At 37.6% G+C, this 13,423-nt stretch carries 10 protein-coding genes; 5 read left to right on the forward strand and 5 right to left on the reverse strand.

All coding sequences use genetic code 11. The features are described 5' to 3' along the window. Positions 1-217: 217 nt before the first annotated feature. On the reverse strand, positions 218-1,822 hold the full coding sequence (locus tag CQZ96_RS09520; RefSeq protein ID WP_105713227.1) for an isocitrate lyase: 1,605 nt from the start codon (positions 1,820-1,822) through the stop codon (positions 218-220). 625 nt (positions 1,823-2,447) lie between these two features. On the opposite strand from CQZ96_RS09520, the gene CQZ96_RS09525 reads away from it, so the two are divergent. From CQZ96_RS09525 to CQZ96_RS09535, 3 genes are all read left to right on the forward strand, one after another. After that, a complete protein-coding gene (locus CQZ96_RS09525; protein ID WP_004722769.1) occupies positions 2,448-3,437 on the forward strand; it encodes a LysR family transcriptional regulator in 990 nt (329 codons plus the stop codon). 128 nt (positions 3,438-3,565) lie between these two features. Further along, positions 3,566-4,894, forward strand: coding sequence for a hemolysin family protein (locus CQZ96_RS09530; protein WP_056514641.1), 1,329 nt, complete (start codon positions 3,566-3,568; stop codon positions 4,892-4,894). A gap of 395 nt (positions 4,895-5,289) precedes the next feature. Next, entirely contained in the window at positions 5,290-6,630 is a 1,341-nt protein-coding gene (locus CQZ96_RS09535) for a CitMHS family transporter (protein ID WP_004722773.1), read from the forward strand. Positions 6,631-6,728: 98 nt separating this feature from the next. Here the strand turns inward: CQZ96_RS09535 and CQZ96_RS09540 are convergent, their stop codons facing one another. Next, positions 6,729-7,229 (reverse strand): hypothetical protein, encoded by a 501-nt coding sequence (locus CQZ96_RS09540; RefSeq protein WP_004722775.1) that lies wholly within the window; start codon positions 7,227-7,229, stop codon positions 6,729-6,731. A 510-nt stretch (positions 7,230-7,739) separates the two neighbouring features. On the opposite strand from CQZ96_RS09540, the gene CQZ96_RS09545 reads away from it, so the two are divergent. Continuing rightward, positions 7,740-8,750 (forward strand): zinc-binding alcohol dehydrogenase family protein, encoded by a 1,011-nt coding sequence (locus CQZ96_RS09545; RefSeq protein WP_105713228.1) that lies wholly within the window; start codon positions 7,740-7,742, stop codon positions 8,748-8,750. Positions 8,751-9,111: 361 nt separating this feature from the next. Here the strand turns inward: CQZ96_RS09545 and CQZ96_RS09550 are convergent, their stop codons facing one another. Beyond that, complete coding sequence (locus CQZ96_RS09550) at positions 9,112-10,104, reverse strand: NAD(P)H-quinone oxidoreductase (RefSeq protein ID WP_105713229.1); 993 nt, start codon at positions 10,102-10,104, stop codon at positions 9,112-9,114. 432 nt (positions 10,105-10,536) lie between these two features. Here CQZ96_RS09550 and CQZ96_RS09555 point away from each other — a divergent pair, with 432 nt between their 5' ends. Further along, entirely contained in the window at positions 10,537-11,085 is a 549-nt protein-coding gene (locus CQZ96_RS09555; RefSeq protein ID WP_105713230.1) for a DUF2239 family protein, read from the forward strand. 93 nt (positions 11,086-11,178) lie between these two features. On the opposite strand, the gene CQZ96_RS09560 is transcribed toward CQZ96_RS09555, so the two are convergent. Both CQZ96_RS09560 and cysN read right to left on the reverse strand, forming a co-directional pair. Continuing rightward, positions 11,179-11,361 (reverse strand): hypothetical protein, encoded by a 183-nt coding sequence (locus tag CQZ96_RS09560; RefSeq protein ID WP_016539216.1) that lies wholly within the window; start codon positions 11,359-11,361, stop codon positions 11,179-11,181. A gap of 371 nt (positions 11,362-11,732) precedes the next feature. Beyond that, positions 11,733-13,346 (reverse strand): sulfate adenylyltransferase subunit CysN, encoded by a 1,614-nt coding sequence (cysN, locus tag CQZ96_RS09565; RefSeq protein WP_105713231.1) that lies wholly within the window; start codon positions 13,344-13,346, stop codon positions 11,733-11,735. Between the last annotated feature and the right edge of the window lie 77 nt (positions 13,347-13,423).

Raw genomic sequence — 13,423 nt, forward strand, 5'->3', positions numbered from 1 at the left:
TTTAACCATATTTTAATTTCACCCAATCTTGATTTACTTCAAATAGCAGTATGCTTACTTTTATAATTATTATTCAATATCCCCCCTATTTACCAGCTCAAGTGTACATCTTGTTGGTTGATATCATTTAAAGCTAGCAATCTCAAACCCTACAATTGCTTATCTTCTGCCATAAAAAAACCCAGCTTACGCTGGGTTCTTCGAATCAAATCAGTGCTTAGTGAGCAGCGAATTGGTTCATTGTGTTTTTAGCATCGTCATGCGCTTTAAGTGCATTGTCACCAGAGAAGATTTCTTTGTGATCATCACCGATGTCAGAACCCGCCATTGCTTGGTGTTTAACACAAGCGATACCACCACGGATTTCTTTACGTTGTACGCCAGCAACATAAGCTAACATACCTTCAGTACCGAAGTAACCTTGTGCAAGCTCATGAGTAGAAAGCGCAGCAGTATGGTAAGTCGGAAGTGTAATCAAGTGATGGAATACACCAGCTTCACGAGAAGCATCTGCTTGGAATGTACGGATTTTCGAGTCAGCATCAGCAGCCAATTCAGAAGCATCGTACTCAGCGCTCATTAATTTAGCACGGTCATAAGCAGAAACGTCTTTACCTTCAGCAACCCAACGATCGTAAGCTTGTTGACGGAAGTTTAAAGTCCAGTTGAATGATGGGCTGTTGTTATAAACAAGCTTCGCATTTGGAACTGTTTCACGTACACGGTTAACCATGTGTGCAATTTCTTCAACGTTTGGAGTCGCAGTTTCGATCCAAAGAAGATCTGCACCGTTTTGTAAGCTAGACACACAGTCAAGTACAACACGGTCAATTTGAGTACCTTCACGGAACTGATATAAGCCAGAAGCTAAACGCTTAGGACGGTGTAATTTACCATCACGTTTAATTAAGATTTCATCTTCTTGAGCATCAGCAATATCAATTTCAGTCGTGTCTAAGTAGCTGATATATTGAGAAGCAATATCACCTGGCTCTTTAACCACTGGGATTTTTTGAGTCAAGTCAGCGCCTTCAGAGTCAGTACGCGCAACGATGATACCGTCATCAAGACCCATTTCTAAGAAAGCATAACGTAATGCATGGATTTTAGAGATAAAGTCTTCATGTGGAACTGTTACTTTACCAGCTTGGTGACCACATTGTTTAGCATCAGATACTTGGTTTTCGATTTGTAGTGCACAAGCACCAGCTTCAATCATCTTACGTGCAAGTAAATAAGTCGCTTCTTCGTTACCGAAACCAGCATCGATATCCGCAATAATTGGCACAACGTGAGTTTGGAAACCGTCGATTTGAGAAGTGATTTCAGCAGCTTTAGCAGTATCACCAGCTTCGTTTGCTTTTTTAAGCGCACGGAATAAATCGTTAAGTTCTTTCGCATCAGCTTGACGTAAGAATGTATAGATTTCAGCGATTAAAGCAGGTACAGAAGTTTTTTCGTGCATAGATTGGTCAGGAAGTGGACCGAATTCTGAACGAAGTGCAGCAACCATCCAACCAGAAAGGTAGATATAACGTTTGCTTGTAGTACCGAAATATTTTTTGTTCGCAATCATTTTTTGTTGCGCAATAAAACCATGCCAGCAACCTAAAGATTGAGTGTATTTGCTAGAATCAGCATCATATTCAGCCATATCACGACGCATGATCGCAGCTGTATATTTAGCGATATCTAAACCAGTTTTGAATTGGTTTTGCAGTTGCATACGCGCAGCATCTTCTGGGCTAATATCGCGCCATGTGCTTCCGAATTTTGCTTTTAATTCACGGATTGCATCAATCGCTGTTTGGTATGTAGTCATGATATGTTCCTGTAATAATATTAGGATTTCATCAATCGAAGAGCTAAATCCACTCGGTATTTGTTTGTTCAGATTTAGAACACTTCGTTGTTATGGTCTTAGCTTAGATTGACTCCTCAAATTAATCCAATATTCTGAGTTAATTTTCAGTATTTATTTAAAAAATATGTAGATCAAAGTCGTATTATAATTATATTAAAAACCAATAAACCTTTAATTTATAAAATTTTATATAAATAGCGGCCGCCCATGTTTTGCTTAAATATAAGGCAATTTACTGATTTTATCGCTATTAGACTTAAGTCTGAGCTTGTAACAAAAAAACCAGAACTGGTTTTTTTTGATATAAAAATACCCTGAATGATCAATAATTATACAAAGTATAATAATCTAATTCATTCATCGATAAATGGTGTTACTGCTCAAAAATCTGCTGGTCTTGAGGTATAATGAGGAGATTAAGATTTATTCAAGCATGCATCTCTATTCAAAACTAAGACAATAAATCTTGATCCTTCTACAACAATAAATCGCCTGCTGTTTTTTTATCTACTTTTTACACAAAAGCATTTCCTTATGGCATAATCCCCTGTGATTTCTAAATTTTATTTTCGGTATTTTTTTTATGAATCTGGAGCGGGTCGATCTCAACCTCTTAATTTACCTTGACGTTCTTTTACGTGAAAAAAATGTGACTCGTGCTGCTGAACAGCTTGGTGTTACCCAACCCGCAATGAGTAATATTTTACGTCGTCTTCGTAATTTATTTAATGACCCTCTTTTAATTCGTTCTTCTGAAGGTATGACACCAACAGAACGTGCTTTAGAATTACAACCCCGCATCCGTGACGCACTGTCTGATTTATCAATGATTTTGGAACCTCGTACTGAGTTCCGACCTTATACCTCAAACCGTGTATTCCGTATTATGACCTCTGATTATGCCGAAGCGACACTTGTTCCTCGCCTAGTCAAAGCGTTGCGCTCAGAAGCACCGAATGTTGTACTCGACTTTTTAACACCAAGTGACGTGTCATATCGTGACATGGAACAAGGTAAAGTTGATTTAGCCATCAACCGTTTTAATGAAATCCCGCAAAGTTTTCATCAAGTTTTAGTGTGGCGTGACAGTTTCTCTTGCTTACTCAATAACAAACATCCCGCTTCGAGTAATTTAAATCTTAAAAGTTATTTAGATGCACAACATATCTGGGTATCAAAAACAGGTATGGGGGTTGGTTTTGGTGTGAATCCTGAGAAACAAGCAGGATTAGGTTGGATCGATCAAGCTTTAGAGCGAATTGGTCAAAAGCGTAAAATTTCAGTCTTTACCCGTCATTATCAAATGCCAGCATTGTTGGCTTCAAATGTTGATTTGATTGCGACGTTACCAACCCGTATCGCACGTTTGCAGGCCAAAAGCCAAAATTTACTCATTAAAGATCCGCCTTTTTACATTCCAGAATTTGAATTAAAAATGGCATGGTGTCCGTTACTTCATCATCATCCTGCACATCGTTGGTTACGCCAACTGATTCTTTATGTTGCACGTCAAATGATTGAAGAAGAAAATCGTGAATTTATGCAAAATAATTCGCATTTTTCTCAATATTAATAGGAATTTTCTTAAATTCTTATCATTTCAAGCTTATACTAATTCCAGATCGGTAGTGTGTTACTCACTACCACCCCCTTTTATGTGTTAAAAATATCTCATAATAATGATGATCCATAGGTGGATTCGTGAGCCTGTTCCAGAATATCCTAATCATCGCTGTCCTCATCGCAGGAGCTGGTTTTTTATCTTTAACTGAAATCGCCCTTGCAGGTGCGCGTAAAGTTAAACTCAAAATTCTTGCCGAATCTGGCGATGAGCGAGCACAAAAAGTCCTAGACTTACAGCAAAACTCTGCCGATTTCTTTGCCGCATCCCAAATCGGTTTAAATGCTGTTGCTATTCTTGGCGGTATTTTAGGTGAAGGTGCCTTTCGCCCTTATTTTCTTGAATTTGTCTCGCGTTTCTATGTTGGAAATTGGACAGAAACCATTAGCTTTGTCCTCTCATTTACTTTAGTCACTTCACTGTTTATTCTTTTTGCCGATTTAATGCCAAAACGTATGGCAATGATTGCACCAGAAAAAATTGCGGTTTCAGTCATTAATCCCATCCAGATCTTTATCGTGGTCTGTAAACCCTTAGCATGGTTTATCAATGCGGTGGCTAATTTGTTGTTCCGCTTGTTTAAAGTCAATACAACACGTGAAGACAACATTACCTTTGATGATATTTCAGCGGTAATGGATGCTGGTGCTCAGGCAGGTGTTTTACAAAAGCAAGAACATCACTTTATTGAAAATGTATTTGAGCTTGAAGAACGTAATGTTCCATCCAGTATGACCCCACGTGAAAATGTGGTGTTTTTCACTTTAAAAGAGCCTGAAGAAAGTATCCGCCAAAAGCTAGCTGAATACCCTTATTCTAAGTTTTTAGTTTGTAACGAAACCATTGATCAAGTGATTGGCTATGTAGATGCCAAAGATATTTTAGTGCGTATTCTGAATAACCAGAAAATTAATCAATTACATGAATCAACTATTCGTACAGTATTAACCATTCCTGACTCATTGACCCTTTCTGAACTTCTTGACCGCTTCCGCTCAAGCAAAGAAAAATTTGCGGTGGTATTTAATGAATATGCACTTGTGGTTGGTGTTATTACCCTGTCAGATATCATGATCACAGTGATGGGCGACTGGGTTACACCAATGGATGAAGAGCTACAAATCATTAAACGGGATAACAACTCATGGTTGATTGATGGGAGTACCCCAATTGAAGACATGAAGCATGCTTTAGCCATTGATGAGATGCCAGATGAAGAGAACTACGAAACACTGGCAGGCTTTATGATGTATCAGTTAAGAAAAATTCCTAAACCAGCTGACACAGTGATTTTTGGTGGTTATAAATTTGAAGTGGTCGATGTTGATCATTTTAAAATTGACCAGCTACTTGTCACACGATTACTTGAAAAAGCAGAACCATCAACATCAGAAGATTCTTCACAATAAGTTTCTTTAGCGTATTTAAAGCTTAGCAATTACCTTACTAAGCTTTTTTTATGAAAAGTGGCGCTTTAAGATTAAAACTTCCAGAAGGTTATTGATTAGATTATGGGCTTTTGATTTATAAATTTTAAAAATATGAAAATTAACATGAACACAATTTATAAAATCAAAAAAAATAATAAATTTAAAAATCAATAATTTATATTTTATAACCATTTTGGTGCAAAAATAATATTCATTTTTAAATATCTGTTTTGAATACTCTATTTATTTAAAAAATAGTACTGAATTCAGTATTTCTACAAGGATATTTTAATTTAATCAAATAACTATTAGCATGCTTCTGCTTAAAAAACTAAAAGACTTCTGTTAAAAAAGTCTCATTCAAGGATCGAACTATGCTAACCGTATTAGGTTTGGGCATGATTTTGTGCTTTATGTACTTAATCATGTCTAGACGAATGACTGCACTTGCAGCACTCACACTTATTCCAATTTTATTTGCATTAATCGCTTACGGTCTTAGCTTCTATTTCGATAGCCTTGGGCATTTAGAAATCAAACAGCTCGGTGAAATGATGCTTGACGGTGTGAAAAAACTTGCACCAACAGGCGTAATGCTACTTTTTGCAATTCTCTATTTTGCCATCATGATTGACACGGGATTGTTTGATCCTTCTGTAAAATTTATCTTAAAGCTGGTCAAAGGTGATCCACTTAAAGTCGTAATTGGTACCATTACTCTGACACTCATCGTCTCTCTTGATGGTGATGGTTCAACCACCTACATGATTTGTGTGGCAGCGATGCTCCCACTCTATAAAAAATTAGGTATGAGTCCGTTGATCATGGCATGTTTAATGATGCTGGCAAGCGGAATCATGAACCTTACCCCGTGGGGTGGGCCAACAGCACGTGCTGCAAGTGCGCTGCATGTAGAGGCGAGTGAAATCTTTGTACCTATGGTTCTACCAATGCTGGCTGCTATTCTTTGGCTCTACTTTGTCGGTTTTATGTATGGCCGTATGGAACGTAAACGCTTAGGTATTATTGAACTTGATGTTAGTCATGGTGATGACATTCAAATTTCAAGTAACCCAGAAGCGAATCGTGCACATTTAAGATGGTTCAATGGTTTATTAACCGTTGTACTGATGATCTGTTTGGTGAAAGGTGTGTTGCCTTTACCGATCTTATTTATGATAGCGCTTTGTATTGCATTGGTTGTGAACTATAAAGATGTCGATATGCAAAAATCTTTGGTTGCTCATCATGCAGGTAGTGCCTTAAACGTTGTGGGTATTATTTTTGCTGCAGGGATTTTTACTGGGATTCTTTCAGGGACAGGCATGGTTGATGCGATGTCTAAAGAATTGGTGGCGATTATTCCACAAAGTATGGGGCCTTTCTTAGCGCCAATTACTGCTGTGATTAGTATGCCTTTGACCTTCTTTATGTCGAATGATGCTTTCTATTATGGAGTGTTACCGATTCTTTCAGAAGCGGCAAGTCATTATGGTATTACACCTGTAGAAATGGCGCGTGCTTCAATTGTCGGCCAACCTGTACACTTACTCTCACCATTAGTTCCTTCTACCTATTTATTATGTGGATTGGCTGGTATCGAATTTGGACAGCATCAAAAGTTCACCATTAAATGGGCGATTCTGACCTGTTTAGTGATGCTGGTTGCAGCCATGTTGCTCGGTGTATTCCCACTCTATTCAACTCTACACTAATAGACAAAAGCCGATATTTATATCGGCTTTTTTTCATTTTAAATAGATTTTTTCATCATCATCTATTTAAAAGATGAGTTATTTAGAATCAAATCCAATTAAGGATGAATCAAGACATCGAGCAATGCTTGATAATGAATTGAAATGTCATCTTCTAAAATTTTATAGGCACTATCGAACTGCACCATTGGCCAGCCTTCTTTCCAGAAAGGGAAAATATTATGCAGGTCACGCGTCACGGTGGCATCTTCACGAATAATCGCTTGAGCAACTTGCGATAGCACTTGAGCCGTTTCTGCACCATCAATGGCTAAATAATCGATACCTTTAGCTTTTAAAATACGAACACGATCTTTCTTATAACGAATTTTCTTGGCTTGCGCTTCATTTAAATTTAAAGCCAAAGTCACTGCTTCAACAAGTTTGTCTTCAAAGCTTTGATGTAAAGCAACTAATGCCTGTTTATGTGCTTCTTGACGCCCTGCTTTTCCACCATCACGAATGATTTTTTGTGCTTCAACATCCAGTTCATCCGATTTCATCGACTGAAGAATGTCTAAAATTTCAATATCACTTAATGAAGCAGAAGAATCTGTCATGGGAGTCCTAAAACAAAAATAAATAGAAACTCTATTTTCGCACAATTTTAAAATTAAGTCAGAGATAATGTTAATCTGCTGCGATGTATCTCGACCTGATCAAATAACAATAAAGGATGATATTTTAATGTCTGTTTTAGCCCTACTCGCCTGTACCAGTTTTTATTCTGCCTTGTATCTTATCTATTTTTATTTTGCTCAACAACCACGACCTCTTTTCCTTATATTGGCAGTGAGTTTACTCATATTTGCTTACCTAATTACTCCAGCGTCTTATCAAAAGGGACGACAACCATTTAACCGCACTTTGAATCATGAAAATTGGCTGATTTTGCCGCTTTACACATGCTGGCAATTGTTTATCTTACCTATACGCTTGTTGCTGTCTAAATTTTTTGATTAAGACCATTCGATAAAATGTTATCAATAAGCATAAACTGACAATTTTTTGCTTTCTTAATTGAGATTTTTTTGCTATTGATTTGATATGCCAATAAAAAGTGAAACCGTATGAAAGCTGTTGCTTATAAAAAACCATTCGCAATTTCAGAAGCCAATGTTTTTTCCGAAATCGAAATCGAACAGCCAGTTGCAACAGGTCATGACTTACTGATTGAGGTCAAAGCCATTTCAATCAATCCAGTCGATGTCAAAATGCGACAGCGTACTTCGCCTGACAATGATACTTGGAAAATTTTGGGTCATGATGCGGTTGGGATCGTGAAAGCAATCGGAGAAAAAGTTCAGAATTTTAAAGTGGGTGATGAAGTTTTTTATGCGGGTTCAAACCAAAGACAGGGCTCTTATGCTGAATTCCAATTGGTCGATGAACGTATTGTTGGGCTAAAACCTAAATCATTGAGTGATGCTGAAGCCGCGGCCTTGCCTTTAACGTCACTCACCGCTTATGAAATGTTATTTGACCGTTTAAAAATCCAAGACACCAAAGTTGAAAAACCTGTGATTTTAGTCATTGGCGCTGCAGGTGGTGTAGGGTCTATTACGGTTCAATTGTTAAAAGTACTGACTGGATTTACTGTTATTGCCACAGCCTCCCGCCCAGAATCTAAAGCATGGCTGACTGAAATTGGGGCTGATCATATTGTGGATCATAGCCAACCTTTAGAACAGCAAGTCCTAGACTTAAATATTGGGCTGCCCAACTATATTTTTTCAATTAATGGTACAGGGCGATATACACAAGCCATTGCCAATTTGATTGCGCCTCAAGGTCATTTTGGTTTAATTGATGATCCTGAAAACTTTATCATCAACCCGTTTAAAGTTAAGTCTGTTTCTGTTCATTGGGAATCGATGTTTACCCGCTCTACATTCCAAACCAAAGATCTCAGCCGACAAGGTGATATTTTAAATAAAGTTTCAAAATTAGTTGATGACCAAAGAATCAAAACCACTTTGGGACAAAACCTCGGTCAAATCAATGTTGAACATATAACCCAAGCTCATACACTGATTGAGTCAGGTAAAAGCATTGGTAAGATCGTATTAGCAGGCTTTTAACCACCCGAATAAAATTTAATTTTAGAAGTCGCTTAAATTTTTATAACAGGATTTAAACGGCCCTGTGAATACTAATCAATGTAATGAACTAAATATAAATTGAACCTTTTTGTATCATTCAATCATACATGGTGTATCTATCGCGTGGCGACATGGATGTCGCGGTTGAGCGGGGGTACAGGACGTACCCCTCGCTCAACAAAGGATTTTTGTCACTTTTCATCCTTGAAAAGTGAGGCATTGCCTACACAAATTAATTTAAACTTTTCGACCTAAGATGAGGCAGTGCTAATTCTTTAATAATATGAATCAAGTTTTAGAGAAATAGTATAATTACAAAGTTAAATAGAAAAAACTTATCTTAAATCACTTCCACCACAACTTTACCAATATGCTCACCAGTATCCATACATGCATGCGCAGCTTGGATCTGATCAAACTTAAATGTTTTATAAATCATGGGCAAACATTCACCTTTTGCCCACAATGGAACGACATGTTCCATCAAACCTTTGGCAATTTCAGCTTTTTCAGCAGTTGTACGCGCACGCATGGTTGAGCCGGTAATAGTGAGGCGTTTCATCATAATCTGCCCTAATTTTACTTCTTTGGCCTTTGCACCACCCAAAAATGCAATATAGACCAAACGCCCATCTCTACGGAGTAGGTTTAGATTTTGATCTAGATAAGGCGCCCCAACCATGTCAAGAATAATATCGACACCCTCATTTTGGGTCTTTTCATGAATGACCTGTTCAAAGTCTTGAGTTTTATAATTAATCGCATCGGTCAAATGGCGAATGGCTTGAATCTTCTCATCGGAACCTACAGTTGCAAAACTTTTCAAACCTAATGATTGCGCTAACATTAATGCGGTTGTACCAATACCACTTGAGCCACCATGTACCAATAGTGTTTCACCTGCTTTGGCATGCGCCATTTGGAAAACATTGGCCCATACGGTAAAGAAGGTTTCAGGTATAGCTGCAGCTTGAACAAAACTTACAGCTTCTGGAATATTAATGGTTTGAGATTCTGGCACGACACAATATTCTGCATAACCACCACCATTGGTCAGTCCACAAACCTTATCCCCGACAGTGAATAAAGTGACCTTTTCTCCTACTGCAATCACCTCTCCAGCAACTTCCAAACCAGGAACAGGTGTCACCCCTTTTGGCATAGGATATAAGCCTTGACGCTGTAAAATATCGGGCCGATTAATCCCAAATGCATGGACTTTAACCAAAACTTCATCTGCTTTGGGTTGAGGAATTTCTACCGTTTCATAAGCCAGTTTTTCTATACCACCGGGTTCTGTAATAATGACCTGTTGCATGTTATTTGTAGACATACTTTCTTTCCTATTCCATTCATTACTTTTCATGTTTTCTGTATTTGAACATAAACCAGTGCATGTGCAAATATTTCGCCACCAATGTCTACAAAATAGAGTGAGTATCCTTACAAAAATATAGTTTTCAATTGTTTATACAAATTGCACCAAACGGATAAAGACGTAAGAACAAATATCAAAAAACCAACTATTTGTTAATTACACATAACCATGCGCTCACTTATGGTTTAAAAATAGGTTATCGCCTTTAACTCATTATATTTTTTGCAAGTAAGCATTTAATTTTTAAAGATTTACATGCTTTTTTATTGCTATTTTTAAGCATCAAAGACCCTTTTGATCATTTTTTGTTTGCTAATTTAATTTTACCCTGATAATATTCAAACACAAATTAGTTTTACCCAGATAAAAATATCCAAAGGTTTTAAAATGAATACTGAAAACACCTACACTGCTTTTATTGGCAATGAGCGTTTAATCACTGATTCTCTGTTAAACGTAGCATTAACCATCAAGACTCAACAAAACACCTCCACACCTGTGTTGATTTTTAATGATCAAACGGGTCAAGCTATTGATGTCAATATCATGGACTCTGCCGCAGATATTCAACAACGTTATGCTGAACCTGAAGCGGTTAAAAAAGTTGGACGTCCTAAATTGGGGGTGATTTCTCGTGAAATCACTTTGCAGCAAAAGCATTGGGATTGGTTAGATCAACAAAGTTCTAGTGCATCTGCTGTGATTCGAAAATTGATTGACCAAGAGTTAAAGAACCCCGATTCAGCAAGCAATAAAATGTTGGCAAAACAGGCAACTGATCGTTTTATGTCAGCAATGTCAGGCAATATGCCAAATTATGAGGAAGCCACGCGTGCTTTATATCAAGGTAATCAAGCGCTGTTTTTAGCACTAATTCAAGACTATCCAAAAGATTTACGAGCGTATTTGACTTTAAAAACGCAACATGCTTTTTAACTATAATATTCGCAACTATATAAAAATTAAATGCGCTAAACCCTTGGGATTAGCGCATTTTTTATAATGATCGGCACACGATTGATCATTAAATTATTTTTGTTGTTCGGACTCATCACAAGCTTGTTTTAAACGTTGCATTGCCATCGGATCCATAGGTGCCGTCATCATTGCATGATAGTTTCGGCATTCTTTGGTCGGCTCCTGTATTTTCGGTTGGTTTGAGGCACAGGCTGTCAATACGCTTGCAATACCAATCAGGAAAAATGTTTTCATTACATGACCTACCATTAAATCTTAACTTAAATTAAAGCTAAATTTTATTGCTTGTACTGTTGCAAGTCTGTTTTGATCGCATTCCATAAATGTGAATTCTTCTTATTTTAAAGCTTGCACAGTCGTGCAGTTCATTGAAGTTCTAAATAGATTTAGCTGAGCACTACAAAAAGTACCACTGGACTTTTACTTAGAATAGAAATTTAAAAATCCTTTTATTTATAATAAGATATATGCTCTAAGTATTAAACAATGCAAAATTAAAAATGCTTTAATCTATATGATGTTGATTGGTATTATCTTGTATATATTAAATTTTTTTGCATAAAAAACCCACCTTATGGTGGGCTTCTCTCAATTAATCCAATCTGTTAAAGACGAACCAATTCCACAATTTTTTCAGCCAATTCTTCAACCGCTTCTTGAGCAAATGCTACATCAGCACCCTGTTCAACATCCGTCACCACCACAACACCAGTTTGACGAAGCAATGCAACTTGATCGCTTGATAAACCTGCTTTTGCAATCGCAACAACACCTTGTTGAATCAGCAAGCTTTCAAGAGATTGTGCATGTTTAAGTACTTGAGCAGATACAGCAACCACAGCCGGTTTTTGACCTAAACGTGCAGCACGAGCTTCAGCAGTGACAGGTTCATTGTGTGCAGCCCATTCAACCGCAGCTTCAACCATACCCGCACCAACAGTCACATTACTTAAACGGTCAATGAAGATAAAAGAACCTGTATAACGACTGTCATGATAACGGTCAAATACCACTGGTGCATCAAACTCAATCGTTACATCTGCAATCGCATTTAAATCAAGCTGTTCAACTTGCATTTTTTCCAATGTGTTGACATTGGTACGATAGTTAATCTTCACTACCTTAGCCGGAATGGTTTGTGTACCAAACTTCACATTATAAAGTTTACCTAGCACTAAGGGCTGATCGTTCATCCATACCACAGAAGCACGAGCAGAACGGGAAATCAGTGGTTGTTCACCCGCTTTAACCAGCACGTTACCACGCGAAATATCGATTTCATCATTTAACGTTAGCGTTACAGCCTGACCTGCAATAGCATGCGCTAAGTTACCATCAAAAGTGACAATTTCTTTAACTGTTGACTTCTTACCAGACGGTAAAGCCACAATTTCATCGCCAACTTTGATTTCTCCTAAAGCAATCGTTCCGCAGAAACCACGGAAATCAAGGTTAGGACGGTTCACATATTGCACTGGGAAACGGAACTCATGTTTGCTTACATCATGTGTAATTTCAACAGTTTCCAATGTTTCCATCAAGGTTTTACCCTGATACCACGGTGTATTTTCAGATTTATTTACAACGTTATCGCCATTCAATGCAGAAATTGGCGAGAAGATGATATTGGCAGGTTTACGCTCACCCAATTGATTGACAAAATTATTGTACTCAACTTGAATTTCATTGAAACGTGTTTCAGAGAATTCAACCAAGTCCATTTTGTTAATCGCAACTACGATATTACGAATACCCAATAGGCTCGCAATAAAGGTATGACGACGAGTTTGTGTTTGTACGCCATAACGAGCATCAATCAAGATGATTGCAAGATCTGCGGTAGATGCACCTGTGGCCATGTTACGGGTATATTGCTCATGCCCTGGTGTATCGGCAATGATAAATTTACGCTTTTCAGTAGAAAAATAACGATAAGCCACATCAATGGTAATACCTTGCTCACGTTCAGCTTGTAAACCGTCGACAAGCAAGGCCAAGTCAGGTGCATCGCCTGTGGTGCCCACTTTTTTAGAATCACGGGTTACTGCTTGTAATTGATCTTCATAAATCAATTTTGAATCATAAAGTAAACGACCAATTAATGTTGATTTACCATCATCCACATTACCGCAAGTCAAAAATCTTAACAGGTCTTTATTTTCGTGCTGTTTTAAATATGCCAAGATATCTTGGCTAATTAATTCTGATTGATGAGACATTGCTCAAAGCTCCACAATATTTTGAAATCGGTTGCTATATCTTTAAATCCTCCTAAGTCCTCCGTTTTCTTGCTGGA

Source organism: Acinetobacter sp. MYb10 (genome assembly GCF_002980175.2).
Classification (GTDB): domain Bacteria; phylum Pseudomonadota; class Gammaproteobacteria; order Pseudomonadales; family Moraxellaceae; genus Acinetobacter; species Acinetobacter guillouiae.

Coding starts and splice junctions, on each gene's coding strand:
- CQZ96_RS09545 (WP_105713228.1), top strand. CDS start 7,740: ATGAAAGCTGTTGCTTATAAAAAACCATTCGCAATTTCAGAAGCCAAT.
- CQZ96_RS09520 (WP_105713227.1), bottom strand. CDS start 1,822: ATGACTACATACCAAACAGCGATTGATGCAATCCGTGAATTAAAAGCA.
- cysN (WP_105713231.1), bottom strand. CDS start 13,346: ATGTCTCATCAATCAGAATTAATTAGCCAAGATATCTTGGCATATTTA.
- CQZ96_RS09555 (WP_105713230.1), top strand. CDS start 10,537: ATGAATACTGAAAACACCTACACTGCTTTTATTGGCAATGAGCGTTTA.
- CQZ96_RS09550 (WP_105713229.1), bottom strand. CDS start 10,104: ATGTCTACAAATAACATGCAACAGGTCATTATTACAGAACCCGGTGGT.
- CQZ96_RS09535 (WP_004722773.1), top strand. CDS start 5,290: ATGCTAACCGTATTAGGTTTGGGCATGATTTTGTGCTTTATGTACTTA.
- CQZ96_RS09560 (WP_016539216.1), bottom strand. CDS start 11,361: ATGAAAACATTTTTCCTGATTGGTATTGCAAGCGTATTGACAGCCTGT.
- CQZ96_RS09540 (WP_004722775.1), bottom strand. CDS start 7,229: ATGACAGATTCTTCTGCTTCATTAAGTGATATTGAAATTTTAGACATT.
- CQZ96_RS09525 (WP_004722769.1), top strand. CDS start 2,448: ATGAATCTGGAGCGGGTCGATCTCAACCTCTTAATTTACCTTGACGTT.